Source organism: Streptomyces sp. CB03234 (assembly GCF_001905885.1).
GTDB lineage: Bacteria > Actinomycetota > Actinomycetes > Streptomycetales > Streptomycetaceae > Streptomyces.
The window spans coordinates 20,114-37,071 of the sequence record NZ_LIYH01000001.1 but is presented as its reverse complement, the minus strand read 5'-3'; the positions used below and the strand labels follow the sequence as shown (position 1 = coordinate 37,071).

The 16,958-nt window shown below is 71.3% G+C and carries 16 protein-coding genes; 9 read left to right on the top strand and 7 right to left on the bottom strand.

What is annotated here, in order from left to right:
- Window positions 1-132 precede the first annotated feature (132 nt).
- Genes AMK26_RS00160 through rfbD form a run of 3 tightly spaced genes read left to right on the top strand, consistent with a single transcriptional unit; the run spans window position 133 to window position 3,037 of the window.
- A complete protein-coding gene (locus AMK26_RS00160) occupies window positions 133-1,203 on the top strand; it encodes a glucose-1-phosphate thymidylyltransferase (RefSeq protein WP_073750506.1) in 1,071 nt (356 codons plus the stop codon).
- Entirely contained in the window at window positions 1,200-2,186 is a 987-nt protein-coding gene (gene rfbB, locus AMK26_RS00155) for a dTDP-glucose 4,6-dehydratase (protein ID WP_073750504.1), read from the top strand. The genes AMK26_RS00160 and rfbB overlap by 4 nt, the downstream gene beginning before the upstream one ends.
- On the top strand, window positions 2,183-3,037 hold the full coding sequence (gene rfbD, locus AMK26_RS00150) for a dTDP-4-dehydrorhamnose reductase (RefSeq protein ID WP_073750502.1): 855 nt from the start codon (window positions 2,183-2,185) through the stop codon (window positions 3,035-3,037). The genes rfbB and rfbD overlap by 4 nt, the downstream gene beginning before the upstream one ends.
- 53 nt (window positions 3,038-3,090) lie before the next feature.
- Here the strand turns inward: rfbD and AMK26_RS00145 are convergent, their stop codons facing one another.
- The gene (locus AMK26_RS00145; protein WP_073750500.1) at window positions 3,091-3,660 is read right to left on the bottom strand and encodes a hypothetical protein; all 570 of its coding nucleotides are present in this window, start codon (window positions 3,658-3,660) and stop codon (window positions 3,091-3,093) included.
- Window positions 3,661-3,807: 147 nt separating this feature from the next.
- Between AMK26_RS00145 and AMK26_RS00140 the strand changes: the two genes are divergently transcribed.
- Window positions 3,808-4,221: an ATP-binding protein gene (locus AMK26_RS00140; protein WP_198943967.1), complete on the top strand. Its 414-nt coding sequence runs from the start codon at window positions 3,808-3,810 to the stop codon at window positions 4,219-4,221.
- A gap of 101 nt (window positions 4,222-4,322) precedes the next feature.
- On the opposite strand, the gene AMK26_RS00135 is transcribed toward AMK26_RS00140, so the two are convergent.
- The gene (locus AMK26_RS00135; RefSeq protein ID WP_073750498.1) at window positions 4,323-4,496 is read right to left on the bottom strand and encodes a CsbD family protein; all 174 of its coding nucleotides are present in this window, start codon (window positions 4,494-4,496) and stop codon (window positions 4,323-4,325) included.
- Between the two features lie 144 nt (window positions 4,497-4,640).
- Between AMK26_RS00135 and AMK26_RS00130 the strand changes: the two genes are divergently transcribed.
- A complete protein-coding gene (locus AMK26_RS00130) occupies window positions 4,641-4,811 on the top strand; it encodes a hypothetical protein (RefSeq protein WP_064072138.1) in 171 nt (56 codons plus the stop codon).
- Window positions 4,812-4,854: 43 nt separating this feature from the next.
- On the opposite strand, the gene rfbC is transcribed toward AMK26_RS00130, so the two are convergent.
- Both rfbC and AMK26_RS00120 read right to left on the bottom strand, forming a co-directional pair.
- Window positions 4,855-5,451, bottom strand: coding sequence for a dTDP-4-dehydrorhamnose 3,5-epimerase (rfbC, locus tag AMK26_RS00125; protein WP_073752887.1), 597 nt, complete (start codon window positions 5,449-5,451; stop codon window positions 4,855-4,857).
- Between the two features lie 189 nt (window positions 5,452-5,640).
- Window positions 5,641-6,252: a TetR/AcrR family transcriptional regulator gene (locus AMK26_RS00120; RefSeq protein ID WP_073750496.1), complete on the bottom strand. Its 612-nt coding sequence runs from the start codon at window positions 6,250-6,252 to the stop codon at window positions 5,641-5,643.
- A 124-nt stretch (window positions 6,253-6,376) separates the two neighbouring features.
- On the opposite strand from AMK26_RS00120, the gene AMK26_RS00115 reads away from it, so the two are divergent.
- Genes AMK26_RS00115 through AMK26_RS00105 form a run of 3 tightly spaced genes read left to right on the top strand, consistent with a single transcriptional unit; the run spans window position 6,377 to window position 9,319 of the window.
- Window positions 6,377-7,285: an ABC transporter permease gene (locus AMK26_RS00115; RefSeq protein ID WP_241837753.1), complete on the top strand. Its 909-nt coding sequence runs from the start codon at window positions 6,377-6,379 to the stop codon at window positions 7,283-7,285.
- Window positions 7,278-8,069, top strand: coding sequence for an ABC transporter ATP-binding protein (locus AMK26_RS00110; protein WP_073750492.1), 792 nt, complete (start codon window positions 7,278-7,280; stop codon window positions 8,067-8,069). Before AMK26_RS00115 ends, AMK26_RS00110 begins: the two co-directional genes overlap by 8 nt.
- 26 nt (window positions 8,070-8,095) lie before the next feature.
- Complete coding sequence (locus AMK26_RS00105; RefSeq protein WP_073750490.1) at window positions 8,096-9,319, top strand: glycosyltransferase 87 family protein; 1,224 nt, start codon at window positions 8,096-8,098, stop codon at window positions 9,317-9,319.
- Between the two features lie 52 nt (window positions 9,320-9,371).
- Here the strand turns inward: AMK26_RS00105 and AMK26_RS00100 are convergent, their stop codons facing one another.
- Window positions 9,372-14,351 (bottom strand): NAD-glutamate dehydrogenase, encoded by a 4,980-nt coding sequence (locus AMK26_RS00100; RefSeq protein ID WP_073750488.1) that lies wholly within the window; start codon window positions 14,349-14,351, stop codon window positions 9,372-9,374.
- 359 nt (window positions 14,352-14,710) lie between these two features.
- On the opposite strand from AMK26_RS00100, the gene AMK26_RS00095 reads away from it, so the two are divergent.
- Window positions 14,711-15,277, top strand: coding sequence for a DJ-1/PfpI family protein (locus tag AMK26_RS00095; protein WP_073750486.1), 567 nt, complete (start codon window positions 14,711-14,713; stop codon window positions 15,275-15,277).
- Between the two features lie 201 nt (window positions 15,278-15,478).
- Here the strand turns inward: AMK26_RS00095 and AMK26_RS00090 are convergent, their stop codons facing one another.
- On the bottom strand, window positions 15,479-16,141 hold the full coding sequence (locus AMK26_RS00090; protein ID WP_073750484.1) for an HAD family hydrolase: 663 nt from the start codon (window positions 16,139-16,141) through the stop codon (window positions 15,479-15,481).
- A gap of 57 nt (window positions 16,142-16,198) precedes the next feature.
- Entirely contained in the window at window positions 16,199-16,705 is a 507-nt protein-coding gene (locus AMK26_RS00085) for a DUF6912 family protein (RefSeq protein ID WP_073750471.1), read from the bottom strand.
- Between the last annotated feature and the right edge of the window lie 253 nt (window positions 16,706-16,958).

The following is a 16,958-nucleotide window of genomic DNA, read 5'->3' as shown; positions in this document are numbered from 1 at the left end:
CGAATCACACGTATGGCCCAGGAAGGCACGTAATTCGTGGCGCTCAACTGTCGTTCACAACCTGCACCTTCTCCCCGGCAGCCGAGGCAGCCGAGGCATCGAGGCAGACACGCAGACAGGCAGGCCAGTGAAGTGAAAGCACTCGTACTCTCCGGAGGCGCCGGCACCCGGCTGCGCCCCATTACGCACACATCCGCCAAACAGCTCGTCCCCGTGGCCAACAAACCGGTGCTCTTCTACGGGCTCGAATCGATCGCCGCCGCCGGAATCCGTGACGTCGGCATCATCGTCGCCCCTGACACCGCCGACGAGATCCGGGCGGCCGTCGGCGACGGCTCCCGCTTCGGCCTCGTCGTCACGTACATCCCGCAGCACGCCCCGCTCGGTCTCGCCCACGCCGTACTGATCGCCCGGGAATTCCTCGGCGACGACGACTTCGTCATGTACCTCGGGGACAATTTCATCGTCGGCGGCATCACCGACCTGGTCGAGGAATTCCGCGCCACCCGCCCCGCCGCGCGGATCCTGCTGACCAAGGTGCCCGACCCCCGCGCCTTCGGGGTCGCCGAGCTCGACGTCGACGGGCGGGTGGCCCGGCTGGAGGAGAAACCCGCGCACCCGCGCAGCGACCTGGCGCTCGTCGGGGTGTACCTCTTCACCTCCGCCGTGCACGAGGCGGTGCGCTCCATCGAGCCGTCCACGCGCGGCGAGCTGGAGATCACCGACGCCATCCAGTGGCTCATCGACGAGCGGCGCACCGTCACATCGACCGTCGTCTCCGGCTACTGGAAGGACACCGGCAATGTGGCGGACATGCTGGAGGTCAACCGGTCCGTCCTGGAACTGCTCTCGCCGCGCAACGAAGGGACCGTCGACGACGCCACCGAGATCATCGGCCGCGTCCGCATCGGCGCCGGCGCCACCGTGCGCGGCTCGCGGATCGTCGGCCCGGTCGTCATCGGCGCGGGCGCGGTCGTGGAGAACTCCTACATCGGCCCGTCCACGTCCATCGCGGAGAACTGCCGGGTCACGGACAGCGAGATCGAGTACTCCATCGTGCTCAGCGGCTCGTCCCTGCACGGCGTGGGGCGTGTCGAGGCGTCCCTCATCGGCCGTAACGTCGAGATCACCCCCGCCCCGCCCATCCCGGCCGCCCACCGCCTGGTGCTCGGCGATCACAGCAAGGTACAGATCTCGGCATGACCGTTACCCGCATTCTGGTGACCGGCGGAGCCGGCTTCATCGGCTCGCACTACGTCCGTACGCTGCTGGGACCCGACGGCCCCGGCGGCACGGAGGTCACCGTCCTCGACGCGCTCACCTACGCGGGCAACCCCGCGAACCTGGACCCGGTGCGCGACCACCCCGGCTTCGCCTTCGTACACGGCGACATCTGCGACCCGGTGCTGGTCGACAAACTGCTCTCGGAGCACGACGAAGTCGTCCACTTCGCCGCCGAGTCGCACGTCGACCGCTCCATCGCCGGCGCCGACGCCTTCGTACGCACCAATGTGCTCGGTACGCAGACGCTGCTGGACGCGGCGCTGCGCAACCGGGTCTCCCCCTTCGTCCAGATCTCCACGGACGAGGTGTACGGGTCGATCGACACGGGCTCGTGGACCGAGGACCAGCCGCTGCGGCCCACCTCCCCGTACGCCGCGACCAAGGCGTCCGCCGACCTGATCGCCCTGTCCTACCACCGCACGCACGGCCTGGACGTGCGGGTGACGCGCTGCTCCAACAACTACGGCCACCACCACTTCCCCGAGAAGGTCGTCCCCCTGTTCATCACCCGGCTGCTGGACGGCGGCCGGGTGCCGCTGTACGGGGACGGCTCGCACGTCCGGGACTGGCTGCACATCGACGACCATGTGCGGGGCGTCGAACTCGTCCGGACCCGGGGCCGGGCGGGCGAGGTGTACCACATCGGCGGCGGTACGGAGCTGTCCAACCGTGAGCTGACGTCCCTCCTCCTGGACGCCTGCGGCGCGGACTGGTCCCGGGTGGACCACGTCGAGGACCGCAAGGGCCACGACCGGCGGTACTCGCTGGACTGGACGAAGATCCGTGACGAGCTGGGCTACCGGCCGGGCAAGGACTTCGCTACGGGGCTGGCGGAGACGGTCGCCTGGTACGAGCGGAACCGTTCCTGGTGGCAGCCGCTCCTGGACCGGGCGGCGCTGTGACCTGGCTCGTGACGGGCGCCGGCGGGATACTCGCCCGGGACGTGCTGACGTGCCTGGGCGACGAGGGGATGGGCCTGACGCGGCGGGACCTGGATGTGACGGACCGGGAGGCGGTCCTGGCCGCGCTGCGGGGGCTGCGCCCTTCCGTCGTGGTCAATTGCGCGGCCTGGACGGCGGTGGACGACGCGGAGTCCCGTGAGCCGGACGCCCTGGCGGTCAACGGGACGGCGGTGGGGCACCTCGCGGAGGCGTGCGCCCTCGTCGGCTGCGCCCTGGTGCACGTCTCCACCGACTACGTTTTCGACGGCCACGCGCGCGTGCCGTACGCCGAGGGCGCCCTGCCCGGCCCCCGCACGGCCTACGGGCGCACCAAACTCGCGGGCGAGCGCGCGGTCCTGGAGGCCCTCCCCGAGCGCGGGTACGTGGTGCGGACGGCGTGGCTGTACGGGGCGGGCGGCGCGAACTTCGTGACGACGATGATCCGGTCGGGGGCGTCCCGGGGCGTGGTCCACGTGGTCGACGACCAGCGCGGCCAGCCGACCTGGAGCGCCGACGTGGCGCGCCGGCTGATCCGGCTCGTGGACGCGCCCCCGGGCATCTACCACGCCACCAACAGCGGGGACGGCACCTGGTACGACCTCGCCCGCGAGACCTTCCGCCTCCTGGGCGCCGACCCCGCCCGCGTCCACCCGACCACGAGCGCCGCCTACCCCCGCCCGGCGCCGCGCCCCGCGTACAGCGTGCTGGGCCACACCCGCTGGCGGGAGGCGGACCTCCCGCCGCTGCGCGACTGGCGGGAGGCGCTGGCGGAGGGCTTCCCGGCGCTGCGGGCGGCCGCGGGCGCCGGCTGAAGCCCGGGCCGGCCCGGCCCCGTCCCGCCCGCGCCGTCGCACGAGGGCGCGCCTCATGCCGTTCCTCCGCGCGTGCCCATGGTTCCGCCTGCGCGCGACGTGCCCGCCCGCTCGGGCGGTCCGACCGCCTCGGCCATGTGCCGCAGGCGTCGTCGGTGGCGTACGGCGCTCCAGCTGAGCCAGGCGAGGAAGACCACCGAGAAGACCGTGTAGCCGATGGCCACCGGCGCGTCAGCCGTGGCGGCGACCGCCACCGCGACCAGCCCGATCAGCAGGTACATGCCGACGGCCACCCACCGCCAGTGCCGGGAGGCGTGCAGCCGGTGCGCCACCAGCCGCGCCATGGCGTCCCGCTCGCTCGCGTCCTCGGGCACCTCGCCGCGCCGCAGCTTCTCGTCCAGCCCCACGACCGTCCGGTCGGAGCCGCCGGTCGCCCGCTTCTCCCTGCCTCGCCGTACGTAGATGACGGCCACCCCGCCGAGGGAGATGACGGCGACGCGCAGGAGCACCTGCCACCACGGCCGTCCCGGACTCATCAGCATGATCACCACGCTCGCGGCGACCACCGAGAGCAGGACCGTCGCCCACAGGTGCTCACCAAGCCATGCGTTGAGCCGCCTCATGCCACAACTCCGCTTCCTCGAAGACCTGTTGGCTTCGTTCCGTGTGCCCCGGAAGTGTCCGGCCATGGCAACCGGGCGCCGGGGCCGTTGCCTTCCCCGTCCGGGGGTACACGGCGGGTGGCAGGTCCCGGACGGAAAGGAGACACGATGGCCGACTCGTCGATGAGGGCCGTGGGCTGGGCCCGGTGCTTTCCCGTGTCCGGTGGTGTACGGGCGGGGCGGCGCTGGGCGCGCGAACACCTGGAGTCCCTGGGCTGGACCGAGGACGCCCCGGAGACGGTGGACGACGTCCTGCTCACGGTGTCGGAGCTGATCACCAACGCCCATGTCCACGCGCACAGTTCCGCGCGGGTCGTCCTGACGTGGGACAGCCGGTGCCTGCACGTCAGCGTCCACGACGACGACGGCAGCGGGATGCCGGCCCCGCGTACCCCCGACACCACCTCACCGGGCGGCCGGGGCCTCGCTCTCGTGGACGCGCTGTCGGACCACTGGCACGCCCACGCCCAGCAGCACGGCAAGACCATCACCGCCTGCTTCACCCCGGCGGGCACCGGCTGAAAACACGCGTGCGGCACGCGTACGGCATGCGTGCGGCACGCCTACGGCACCCGTACGGCCCGCTCCCGGAAAGGAGCGGGCCGTATGGGAAAACCGGTGGTTCAGTGGCGGAAGGCGTCCTTCGTGTTCTCCTTCGCCTGCCGCAGATCACCCTTGGACTGCTCGGCGCGGCCTTCGGCGGTCATGCGCTCATTGCCCAGGGCACGCCCGATGGTCTCCTTGACCTTGCCCTTGACCTGCTCGGACTTGGCCTTGGCCTTCTCGTCGCCTGCCATCGGAATCACACTCCCACACAATCGACTACGGGATTGTCATGGCGTGTTGCCGGAGCACCGGAGAACAAACCCGAAAGAAAAAACGAATGCGCATTGCGTGATCTTCTCCAGGGCGGGCACAAGCGGCTTCGGAGGTTGATAATCATGGTCCCGCTTCTTCTCGTTCTTCTTCTCGCCCTGATTCTTTTCGGCGCGGGTTTCGCCCTGAAGGTGCTCTGGTGGGTGGCGGCCATCGTGCTGGTCGTCTGGCTGGTCGGCTTCCTGGTCCGCCCGGCCGGCCACGGTGGCGCACGCGGCCGCTGGTACCGCTGGTAGGCCGGCCGGTACCGCTGGTAGGCCGCACGGGGCTGACATCCCGTCACCCGGCACGCAGGGCCGCGTACCAGCGCGTGCAGGTTTCATAGGACGGCAACAGGCCCCCACGCTCGGCTTCGGCGAGCGTGGGGGCCTTGGCGTCCTTCTCCGACAGTACGGGGACGAGGCCGGCCGGCCAGTCGATGGCGAGGTCCGGGTCGAGCGGGTCGATGCCGTGCTCGCGGGCGGGGGCGTAGCCGCGCGTGCACAGGTAGACGACGGTCGCGTCGTCGGTGAGGGCCATGAACGCGTGGCCCAGCCCCTCGGCGAGGTGGACGGCCCGGTGGTCCTGGTCGTCGAGCCGGACGGCCTCCCAGGCGCGGTAGGTGGGCGAGCCGGTGCGGATGTCGACGATCACGTCCAGGACGGCGCCGCGTACGCACGTCACGTACTTGGCCTGCCCCGGCGGTACGTCGGCGAAGTGCACGCCCCGCAGGGTGCCCCGCACGGAGACCGAGCAGTTCGCCTGGGCGAGCCCGAAGCCGTACCCCGCCGCCTCCCGGAGTTCCGGCGCCCTGAACCACTCGTGGAACCTGCCGCGGTCGTCCTGGAAGACCCTCGGTTCCATGACCCAGGCGCCTTCGATGGTCAGCTCGCGCACGGTCACCCACCGTCCTTTCGTGTCGGCGGGTTCAACCGCCCCGCGCGCCGGGCGTCACCGGACGCGCCGCCGACCGGGTGACCACCGTCAGGCGGTTCGACCGTGGGCCGCGCGGCCGTCAGGCCACGGCCCTGAGCCGCGAGACCGTCAGGCCCCGGCCCTGAGCCCGCGACCGTCAGGCCGCCACCGTCACGACTTCAGCGCGGCGACGGCCGACGCGGCCAGGTCGTCGAGGTACCCCTCCGGCAGCGGCGTGCGGACCACGACCAGGCGCCAGTAGAGCGGGCCGATGATCAGGTCCAGGGCGCGGTCGGGGTCGGCGCCCTCGGGCAGTTCGCCGCGCGCGACGGCGTCGCGGACGACGAGGGCGGCCACGCCCTGCTGGCCGTCCAGCAGGGCCGCCTTGATGGCGCCGGCGATCTCGGGGTGGCGGGCCGCCTCGACGAGGAGGTCCGGGATGACCTGGGAGGCGACCGGATGGCGCAGCGCGTGCGCGGCGACCTCCAGGAGGGCGCGGACGTCCCCGTACAGCGAGCCGGTCCCGGGGGCGGGGAGGCCCTGGGCGGCGAAGGCGGTCAGCAGGTCGAGGACGAGCGACAGCTTGGACTTCCAGCGCCGGTAGACGGCGGTCTTGCCGACGCCCGCCCGCCGGGCGATGCCCTCGATGGACATACGGGCGAAGCCGACCGCCGCCAGCTCCTCGAAGACGGCGGCGCGGATGGCTTCGGTGACGTCCTCCCGGAGTACGGCGGCTCCGGCGGGCGGCCGGCGGGGCGGCGGTGTGCTCATGCCCGGGATCATAGCGCCCGGCGTACGTGACGACGGGACGGTTGCGTTCCGACGTACGACCGTCCTACTCTCCCCGTAGCGACGAAACGGTTCCGTTCCGTCGCGCATTACCCGTTGCACCGAGGGAGACCGCCTGGTGAGTACGCAGACACTCGCGCCCCCGCCCACGGAAGAGCACGAGGACCTCCGCGCGCTCGCCCTCCGGCACGGGCTGTCCGTCAGCGGCGCCCGGCCGTCCCTGCCCGAGTACGCCCGGCAGCTGTGGTCGAGGCGGCACTTCATCACCGCCTTCGCCACCGCCCGCCTCACCGCCCAGTACAGCCAGGCCCGGCTCGGCCAGGTGTGGCAGGTGATGACCCCGCTGCTCAACGCGGCGGTGTACTACTTCGTCTTCGGCGTGCTGATGAACACCCGCGCCGGCGTCCCGGACTTCGTCCCGTTCCTGGTCACGGGCGTGTTCATCTGGACCTTCACGTCCAGTTCGATCACGGCGGGCACACGGGCGATCAGCGGCAACATCGGCCTCGTACGCGCACTGCACTTCCCGCGCGCCGGCCTCCCCGTCTCGCTGGCGCTCCAGCAGCTCCAGCAGCTGGTCTTCTCGCTGTGCGCGCTCGTGATCATCCTGTTCTGCTTCGGCGTGACGCCCGGCTGGTCGTGGCTGCTGGCGGTCCCGGCGCTCTTCCTGCAGTTCCTGTTCAACACGGGCGTGTCGCTGGTGATGGCACGGCTCGCCGCCCGTACGCCGGACATCGCGCAGCTGATGCCGTTCCTGCTGCGGACGTGGATGTACGTGTCCGGCGTGATGTGGAGCGTCGAGCACGTCCTGGCGAACAACCACCTGCCGCACGCCGTGCTGCTGGCCCTGGAGTGCAACCCGGCGGCCGTCTACATCGACCTGGTGCGCTTCGCGCTCATCGACAGCTTCACCTCCGCCCAGCTGCCGCCGCACGTCTGGGCCGTGGCGACCGGCTGGGCACTGCTCGCCGCCGTGGGCGGGTTCATCTGGTTCTGGCAGGCGGAGGAGACGTACGGCCGTGGCTGACTCACCCATCACCCAGCGGGTTCCGACCGTCGTCGCGGACGGCGTGCACATCACGTACACCGTCCAGGGCGCCGGCAAGGGCGGCAAGGGCAGCGCGACGGCCGCGCTCTGCCGGATCCTGTCCCGTACGCGCATGACGTCGCCGGGCACCCGGACGGTCCATGCCGTCAAGGGCGTCAGCTTCGCGGCGTACAAGGGCGAGGCGATCGGGCTGATCGGCTCCAACGGCTCGGGCAAGTCCACCCTGCTCAAGGCCATCGCGGGCCTGCTCCCGACCAGCGAGGGCCGGATCTACACCCACGGCCAGCCATCACTCCTGGGGGTGAACGCCGCCCTGATGGGTGACCTGACCGGTGAGCGCAACGTCATCCTCGGCGGCCTCGCCATGGGCATGTCGCGCGAGCAGATCCATGAGCGGTACCAGGACATCGTCGACTTCTCGGGGATCAACGAGAAGGGCGACTTCATCTCGCTGCCGATGCGTACGTACTCCTCCGGCATGGGCGCCCGGCTGCGCTTCTCCATCGCCGCCGCCAAGTCCCACGACGTGCTGCTGATCGACGAGGCGCTGGCCACCGGCGACGCGAAGTTCCAGCGCCGCAGCCAGGAGCGGATCAGCGAACTGCGCAAGCAGGCCGGGACCGTCTTCCTCGTCAGCCACAGCAACCCGGCGATCCGCCAGACGTGCGACCGGGCGATCTGGCTGGAGGCCGGACGGCTGCTGATGGACGGCCCGGCGGGGGAGGTTGTTGACGCGCATGAAGCACACACCAGGAAGAAATAGGTCATAGGGGGTTAAAGTGCGCCACGATGACCATCTATAGGATCAGCGCACGCCGCACGCCCCTCTTCACGGACCGGTCCGCCGCTCTGCCGCTGGCCGCCGTGTGGGCCTTCACGCGCGCCGGGATGCTCCTGCTCCTGTGGCGCGACAACCTCGGTATCGGCGGGATCGGCCGCGAGGTCTACCTGCTGTACCGGCACTGGTACCAGCAGCTCTCGCAGGGCACGTTCCCGCCCGGGGACGTCACCTGGCAGTACCCGCCCGGCGCCGGGCTGGTGTTCCTGGCCCCGGGCCATGTGCCGGAGCTGACGTACTACCAGGCGTTCGTCGCCCTCACCCTGCTGGCCGACGCCGTCGTCACCTTCGCGCTCGCCCGGGCCGGGACCAGTGGCGCCTGGCTGTGGGTGGCCGGCCTGCCGCTGCTGCTGCACCTGCCGCTGGCGCGGTACGACGTCCAGGTCACCGCCCTGGCGGTGCTGGGCCTGCTGGCGCTGCGGGGCGGGCACGCCCGACTGGGCGGCGCGCTGGCCGGGCTCGGCGCCATGATCAAGGTGTGGCCCCTGCTCACGCTGCTCGGCACGCCCCGCGGCCACCTCACGCGCCGGGCGTGGACGGCCGCGCTGGTGGCGGGGGGCGCGCTGTTCGCGTTCCTCGCGCTCGGGTTCACGCACACCCTGGACTTCGCGCGCCAGCAGGGCGGCCGGGGCGTGCAGATCGAGTCGGTCGGCGGCACCGTGCTGTCGCTGGCGCGGCTGGCGGGCTGGTGGCCGGGCCAGGTCCGGTACCAGTACGGGGCCTTCGAGCTGGCCGGGCCGTACGCCTCCAGCGTGGCCCACTTCGCGCTGGTCCTCACCGCGCTCGCCTTCTGCTGGCTGCTGCTGTGGCGGGTGCGGTCGTGGCAGTGGAGCGCGGCGACCCCGGTGGACGCCGCGCTCACCGCCGTGCTGCTGTTCACCGTGACCAGCCGGGTGATCAGCCCCCAGTACATGGTGTGGCTGCTGGGCCTCGGCGCGGTCTGCCTGACCTGCCGGGACACCAGCCAGCGGTCGGTCGCGCTGTTGCTGCTGCCGGCGGCGGCGCTCAGCGCGCTCGCGTACCCCGTCCTGTACGAGGACGTCATCACCGTCACGCCGCTCGGCTGCGCGGTGGTGGCGGTGCGCAACGCGCTGCTGGTGGCCGCCGCGCTGCTGTCGTGCCGCCGGCTGTGGGCCGAGACGGTGCCGGGCCCGCCGTCGCTGAAGGGGCTGTGAGACGGGCGCCCCGCCGGTTCGGCGGGGCGCCCGGTGTCACTGGTGCCGCTGATCAGCTGTGCGTACGCAGCAGCGTCCGCATCGTCCGCATCGCGACCGACAGGTTCGCCAGGTCGAACGCGTCCGAGCTCTGGATCTCCTCCAGCGTCGTGCGCGCCCGGCCGAGGATCGCGGCGTTCCGCTGCTCCCAGGCCTTGAACCGCTCCTCGGGCGTCGCGGTGCCGTTCCCGGCCGACAGCACCTCGGCCGTCAGCGCCGCGTGCGCGGCGTACAGGTCCTCGCGGATGGAGGCGCGGGCCATCGACTGCCAGCGGTCGGCACGCGGCAGTTCGAGGATCCGGTCCATCAGCTGGGTGACGGAGAGCCGGTCGGCGAGGTCGTAGTAGACCTCGGCGACCGCCATCGGGTCCTTGCCCGTCCGGTCGGCGATCGCGACGATGTCGAGCGTCGGGAACGCGGACGAGAAGCCCGCCACCCGCAGCGCCAGCTCCTCCGGGACGCCCGCCCCGGTGAGCTCGTCCACGATCGACCCGTACCACTCCAGGTCCGCGCCGCGCAGCATCTGCGGCAGCTTCGCCCACACCTGCTCCACGCGCTCCGCGAAGAACTCGACGGTCTCGGCGAGCTGCACCGGCTGCGGCCGGTTGCCCAGCAGCCAGCGCGTACCGCGCTCGACCAGGCGCCGCGAGTGCAGCCGGATGCGGGTCTGGACCTCGGCCGGGACCTTGTTGTCCAGGGCCTCGACGGCGTCCCACACCTCGCTCAGCCCGAAGATCGCACGGGCTGCGGTCTGCGCCCGGACGATCTCCTCGATCGACGCGCCGGTCTCCTCGCGCAGCCGGTGCAGGAAGGTCGAGCCGCCGGTGTTGACGGTGTCGTTGACCAGCACCGTCGTGATGATCTCGCGGCGCAGCGCGTGGGCGTCGATCTGGTCGGCGAACTCCTCGCGGAGCTTGGTGGGGAAGTACGCGTGCAGCAGCTCGCGCAGGTACGGGTCGTCCGGCAGGTCCGTGTGGATCAGCTCGTCCGCCACCGTGATCTTGGTGTACGCGAGGAGGACGGCCAGCTCGGGCTGGCTGAGCCCCTTGCCCGCGTTGAGCAGCTCGCGGATCTGGCGGTCGTTGGGCAGGAACTCCAGCGCCCGGTCCAGCCGGCCCTCGCGGCCCAGGCGGCGCATGAAGCGCTGGTGGGCGTGGAGCAGGGACGGCGACTGCTTGACGGCGTTGGCGAGGGCCACGTTCTGCGCGTAGTTGTTGCGCAGCACCAGCGAGCCGACCTCGTCGGTCATCTCGGCGAGGATCTTGTTGCGCTGCTTGACGGTCATGTCGCCGTCCGCGACCAGCCCGTTGAGCAGGATCTTGATGTTCACCTCGTGGTCGGAGGTGTCCACGCCCGCGCTGTTGTCGATGGCGTCGGTGTTGACCTTGCCGCCCTCGCCCTCGGGTCCACCCTTTCGGGCGAACTCGATCCGGCCGAGCTGGGTCAGGCCCAGGTTGCCGCCCTCGCCGACGACCTTGACGCGCAGGTCCTCGCCGTTGACGCGGATGGCGTCGTTGGCCTTGTCGCCGACGTCGCCGTGCGACTCGGTGGTGGCCTTGACGTACGTACCGATGCCGCCGTTCCACAGCAGGTCCACCGGCGCCTTGAGGATCGCCTGCATCAGCTCGGCGGGCGTCAGCTTGGTGACCGTGCCCTCGATGCCGAGCGCGGCACGCATGTGCGCGTTGACCGGGATCGACTTGGCCGTACGGGGGTGGATGCCGCCGCCCGGGGACAGCAGCTCCTTGTTGTAGTCGGCCCACGAGCTGCGCGGCAGCTCGAACAGGCGGCGCCGCTCGGCGTACGAGACGGCCGCGTCGGGGTTCGGGTCGATGAAGATGTGCCGGTGGTCGAAGGCGGCGACCAGGCGGATGTGCTCGCTCAGCAGCATGCCGTTGCCGAACACGTCACCGGACATGTCGCCGACGCCGACGACCGTGAAGTCCTCGGTCTGGGTGTCGTGGCCGAGCTCCCGGAAGTGCCGCTTGACCGACTCCCACGCGCCACGGGCCGTGATGCCCATGCCCTTGTGGTCGTAGCCGGCCGAGCCGCCGGAGGCGAAGGCGTCGCCCAGCCAGAAGCCGTACGCGACGGCGACCTCGTTGGCGATGTCGGAGAAGGTCGCCGTGCCCTTGTCGGCGGCGACGACGAGGTACGTGTCGTCCTCGTCGTGCCGGACGACGTCACGCGGCGGCACGACCTCGCCGCCGACGAGGTTGTCGGTGATGTCCAGCAGCGCCGAGATGAAGGTGCGGTAGCTGGCGATGCCCTCCGCCAGCCAGGCGTCCCGGTCGACGGCCGGGTCCGGGAGCTGCTTGGCGACGAACCCGCCCTTGGCGCCGACGGGCACGATGACGGTGTTCTTCACCATCTGCGCCTTGACCAGGCCGAGGATCTCGGTACGGAAGTCCTCGCGCCGGTCCGACCAGCGCAGGCCGCCTCGCGCGACCTTGCCGAAGCGGAGGTGGACGCCCTCGACACGCGGCGAGTACACCCAGATCTCGAACGCCGGGCGCGGCGCCGGCAGGTCGGGGATGGCCTGCGGGTCGAACTTCATCGACACGTACGCGTGCGGCTCGCCGTCGCCGGCCTGCCGGCCCCTGTTCTGGCTTCCATCGCTGGCGCTCTGGAAGAAGTTGGTCCGCAGCGTGGCCTTGATGACGGTGAGGAAGGACCTGAGGATCCGGTCCTCGTCGAGGGAGGCGACCTGGTCCAGGGCGCCGTCCAGCTCCTCCAGCAGCCCGTCGATCAGCTCCGTGCCGGCCCGCTGCCGCTCCGGCGACATCCGCGCCTCGAACAGGGAGACCAGCAGGCGGGTGGTGTGGACGTTGTGGCGGAGGGTGTCCTCCATGTAGTCCTGGCTGAACGTCGAACCGGCCTGGCGCAGGTACTTGGCGTAGGCGCGCAGCACCATCGCCTGGCGCCAGTTCAGCCCCGCGCTCAGCACGAGCGCGTTGAACCCGTCGTTCTCGGCCCGGCCCGTCCAGGTGGCGGCGAACGCCTCCTGGAACCGCTCCCGGGCGTCGTCGGCGAGGTAGTCGCCGTTGGCCGTGCCGTGCGGCATGCGCAGCCCGAAGTCGTAGATCCACGCCTGCGTACGGTCCGCGCAGCGCAGCTCGTAGGGGCGCTCGTCGACGACCTCGACGCCGAGCCGGTTGAGGACCGGCAGGACTGCGGAGAGGGAGATCTGCGCACCGGTCTTGTAGATCTTGAAGCGGCGCTCGCCGGGGCCCGCGCCGACCGGCTCGTACAGGGAGAGCGCGAAGTCCTTCTCGCCCCGGATCAGCTGCTCCAGGTGGCCGAGGTCGGAGACGGCGGCACGCGGCGTGTGGTCGGCCTTGTACCCCTCGGGGAAGGAATTGGCGTACCGGCGCAGCAGCTCGGCGGCGCGCTCCTCGCCCAGCTCGGCGTTGAGCGCCTCGGCGAAGCCGTCCTCCCAGGAGCGGGCGGCCTCGACGAGCCGGGCCTCGATGCGCTCGGTGTCGGCGTCGGTGAGCGGGGTGAGCTCGGTGCCCTGCGGGACGCGGACGACGAAGTGGAGCCGGGAGAGGATCGACTCGGTGTTCCAGGCGGTGAAGTCGACGCTGGTGCCGCCGAGCTCCTCCTTCAGGATGTCGATGATCCGCAGCCGGACGGTGGTGTTGAAGCGGTCGCGCGGCAGGTAGACGAGCGCGGAGTAGTAGCGCCCGTACTCGTCCTGACGGAGGTACAGCCGCAGCTTGCGGCGCTCCTGGAGGTAGAGCACGCTCGTGGCGATCGACTCCAGCTGGTCGACCGGCGTCTGGAACAGCTCGTCGCGCGGGTAGGTCTCCAGGATCTGGAGCAGGTCGCGGCCGTCGTGGCTGTTGGGCGAGAAGCCGGCCTTCTCCAGGACCTCGGCGACCTTGCGGCGGATGACCGGGACGCGCCTCACCGATTCGGTGTAGGCGGCCGACGAGAACAGCCCCAGGAAGCGGCGCTCACCGATGACGTTGCCGTCCTTGTCGAACTTCTTCACCCCGACGTAGTCGAGGTAGGACGGCCGGTGCACGGTGGCGCGGCTGTTGGCCTTGGTGAGGATGAGCAGCTTGTGCTCGCGGGCCTTGGCGCGGGCGTCGCGCGGCAGCCGGTTGAAGGAGGGCGAGACGGGGTGCGCCTCGTCGTCGCTGTGGTGCGGGTCGGAGCGGAGGATGCCGAGGCCGGTGCCGGGTACGGCGCTGAGCGCGTCGTCGCTGGTCAGCTCGTACTCGCGGTAGCCGAGGAAGGTGAAGTGGTCGTCGGCGAGCCAGCGCAGCAGCTCGCGGGCCTCCTCGACCTCGGGGCGGCGCAGGTCACCGGGGATGGGCTCACGGGGCAGCTCGTCGGCGATGCGCAGCGCGGCGTCGCGCATCTTCTCCCAGTCCTCGACCGTCTCGCGGACGTCGGACAGGACGCGCAGCAGGTCGGCGGTGATCTGCTTGAGGTCGGCTCGGTCGGTCTCGCGGTCGATCTCGACGTGGATCCAGGACTCGGTGAGGGCGTCGTGCAGGTCGGCGCGGGCGCCGCTGGGCAGCACCTCGATGAGCTTGCCGGTCACGTCGCGGCGGACGACGACCTGCGGGTGGATCACGACGTGGATGCCGCGCCCCTGCCGGGACAGCTCGTTGGTCACCGAGTCGACGAGGAAGGGCATGTCGTCCGTGACGACCTCGACGACGGAGTGGCTGCAGGTCCAGCCGTTCTCCTCGACGGTGGGCGTGTGCACCCGGACGTTGGCCGTGCCCTGGGGGCGGTTCTCGGCCAGGCGGTAGTGCGAAAGGGCCCCACCGAAGACGTCCACCGGGTCACGGTCCGTGAGGTCCTCCGGGGCGGTGTGCAGGTAGTAGCGCTGGAGGTATTCGAGAACGATGTCCTGGTCCGGACGTTCCCCGTTCTCGGCCCCAGTCTGGAGTTGCCCCCCGACCGGGCTGTTCTCAGCTACCCGGGCGGCCCGTTCGAGCAGCTCGGCCTTGGCTTCGTCCAGCTTGGTCTGCATGTCCTCTGGCTCCTGTCGCGCGCCGTTGCGTGACGTAGGTGAAAGAAAAAGTGACACAACGCCACGACGCGGGGTATCCGGTCTGAGGCGACGTTATGCCGTGATGAGAGACGTCCGGGCCGTTATTGGCCAATTTTGGCGACCGGGCCGGATGGGATGGGTCAGCGATCGCCCGGCCACGGTGGCGCTCCGGGCGCTGGCCGGGGGCTTCGCTGCCCCCATGGCATATCGCGCTGATCACGGGTCCAGGCTATCGCTCCTGACCCCATGGCCGTCATGAGCCGTATGTGTACAAAACCCGGCCCCGAAGTTTGACACTGTGGACAGCGACACGTGCCCCCGAACAGAGGCAGGCAGTGATGAGCGTGAAGATCCTGATCGTCACCGGTGACGCGGCGGAATCCCTGGAGGTGCTGTACCCGTACCAGCGACTGCGCGAGGAGGGGTACGAGGTCCACATCGCCGCCCCGGCCCGCAAGACGCTCCGCTTCGTCGTCCACGACTTCGAGCCGGGCTACGACACGTACACCGAGAAGCCCGGCTACACCTGGCCCGCCGACCTGGCCTTCTCGGAGGTCGAGCCCAGCCAGTACGCCGCCGTGGTCGTCCCGGGCGGCCGGGCCCCCGAGTACCTCCGCAACGACCCGGAGCTGCGCAAGATCCTCAAGTCCTTCTTCGACGCCGACAAGCCGGTCGCCCAGATCTGCCACGGCCCGCTCCTGACGGCCGCGGTCGGCGCCCTGGACGGCCGCCATGTGACGGCCTACCCGGCCCTGGAACTCGACATGCAGGCCGCGGGCGCCACGTTCCAGGACACCGAAGCGGTCGTCGACGGCAGCCTGGTCTCCTCCCGCGCCTGGCCGGACCATCCGGCCTGGATGCGCGAGTTCCTCGAAGTCCTCCGCACCAAGTCCCCCGCGACGTAACCCTCCGGGGCCGGTTCGGTCACCGGATCCGCGGTACCGCGCGGCCCGAACTCCCACCCACCCGCACGGCCCGTGCGGGTGGGAACCCCAGCCCGGCCGCCAGGCCGGGCGCACCCCCACCGGGCCCGCACCCGCAACGCCCACCGCGCCGCACCCGCAAAGCGCCCCCCCACGGGCGAACCGCGCCCGCCCGGCCAAGGGCTACGCCACCAGCTCCTCCGCGACCGCCACCGCTTCCTCCAGCGAGTCCACGACGGGCACCCCCGCCATCGCCAGGCTGGCCCGGCTGTGCGAGCCGCCCGTGTAGAGCACCGCTCGCGCACCCACGTGCGCCGCCGCGACCGCGTCGTCCGCGGCGTCCCCGATCACGACGATCCGCTCGGGCGGCACGCCCTCCAGCGCGACGAGATGCCGCACCATGTGCTCCGCCTTGCCGGCCGTCGAGTCACCTATCCGCCCGTCCACCCGGACGAACCGCTCCTCGATGCCGTGCCGCCGCACGATCGGCACCAGGAGCTCGTGCGGGGCCAGCGACAGCAGCGACTGGGTGAGCCCCGCCGCCTGCCGGGCGGCCAGCAGCTCGGCGGCGCCGTCCGCGAGCCCGCAGACCTCGGCCCGCACCCAGTAGTGCCGGTGGAACGCCTCGTCCATCACCAGCCACTCCGCCTCGGTCGGCATGCGCCCCATCAGCCGCTCGTAGAACAGCGGGACCGGCACGCAGTACAGCTCCCGGTACCGCGCGAGCGTGATCGGCTCCAGGCCTATCTCCTCGAACGCGGCGTTCGTCGCCCCGATGACCGCGTCGATGTCATCGAGCAGCGTCCCGTTCCAGTCCCACACCAGGTGAGTGCTGCGCTTCCCCATGCCCAAAAGGTACCGGCACGGTCCGACAACGAACCCCCACCGACCAAAAACCGCAGGTCAGCCGATCAACTCGGGAATCTCCTGCACCCCGAACCACAGCAGCTCATGATCTTCCGCCCCGTCCACCACGAACTGCGCGTCGTCGTCCCCGTGGTCCGCCGCGCCCAGCGCGTCCGCCGCCGCCGACACGTCGTCCTTGGCGTCGTCCGCGTCCACGTGCACCGCCGCCGCCTTGGCCAGCGGCACCGCCCGCGCGATCCGCACCTCGCCCACCGACGAGGGATCCAGCGCCCCGTCGGGGTCGGCGACCGCGGCCCCGTCCGGTACGTCGACGGCCACGACGACCCTCAGCCGGGCCGCCGACGGATCGGCGGCCAGCATCCGCAGCGACGCGGCCGCCGCCCGGCTCAGCGCGGCGTACTCCAGCTCCTCGATGTCGTCGGAGACGTACCACTCGCGCAGCCCGGGCGTCACCGCGTACGCGGTCAGGGGGCCGGGGCCCAGTTCGCCCGCCTTGTGCGCCTGTGCGAGACCGGGGAGGGTCAGGGGGACGTAGACGCGCATGGCAGGCCGCTTTCGTAGTCGGGAGACGCCCTCAGGATACGTGTGGAGTCCCCCTTCAGGGCCGGTGGCCACCGTCTCGCCGCGTCCACCCCGCACCCCGCCGCACCCGGCCGGGCCCGGGCCCGGCCGCCCCGCCGTCACCCGGATAGGTGACGCCGCCACGACTTCGGCACCCGCTCGGGCACCGATTGCGGCCGCCCGCCCCGCCCCCGTAGAAGATCACCAACGCAAGTTACCGCCCGGTAGACAACCG

What these genes read in the sequence shown, in the direction of transcription:
- rfbB (WP_073750504.1), top strand. Translation starts at nt 1,200, where the DNA reads ATGACCGTTACCCGCATTCTGGTGACCGGCGGAGCCGGCTTCATCGGC.
- AMK26_RS00145 (WP_073750500.1), bottom strand. Translation starts at nt 3,660, where the DNA reads ATGAGGCGGCTCAACGCATGGCTTGGTGAGCACCTGTGGGCGACGGTC.
- AMK26_RS00140 (WP_198943967.1), top strand. Translation starts at nt 3,808, where the DNA reads ATGGCCGACTCGTCGATGAGGGCCGTGGGCTGGGCCCGGTGCTTTCCC.
- AMK26_RS00135 (WP_073750498.1), bottom strand. Translation starts at nt 4,496, where the DNA reads ATGGCAGGCGACGAGAAGGCCAAGGCCAAGTCCGAGCAGGTCAAGGGC.
- AMK26_RS00130 (WP_064072138.1), top strand. Translation starts at nt 4,641, where the DNA reads ATGGTCCCGCTTCTTCTCGTTCTTCTTCTCGCCCTGATTCTTTTCGGC.
- AMK26_RS00120 (WP_073750496.1), bottom strand. Translation starts at nt 6,252, where the DNA reads ATGATCCCGGGCATGAGCACACCGCCGCCCCGCCGGCCGCCCGCCGGA.
- AMK26_RS00105 (WP_073750490.1), top strand. Translation starts at nt 8,096, where the DNA reads ATGACCATCTATAGGATCAGCGCACGCCGCACGCCCCTCTTCACGGAC.
- AMK26_RS00100 (WP_073750488.1), bottom strand. Translation starts at nt 14,351, where the DNA reads ATGCAGACCAAGCTGGACGAAGCCAAGGCCGAGCTGCTCGAACGGGCC.
- AMK26_RS00095 (WP_073750486.1), top strand. Translation starts at nt 14,711, where the DNA reads ATGAGCGTGAAGATCCTGATCGTCACCGGTGACGCGGCGGAATCCCTG.
- AMK26_RS00090 (WP_073750484.1), bottom strand. Translation starts at nt 16,141, where the DNA reads ATGGGGAAGCGCAGCACTCACCTGGTGTGGGACTGGAACGGGACGCTG.
- AMK26_RS00085 (WP_073750471.1), bottom strand. Translation starts at nt 16,705, where the DNA reads ATGCGCGTCTACGTCCCCCTGACCCTCCCCGGTCTCGCACAGGCGCAC.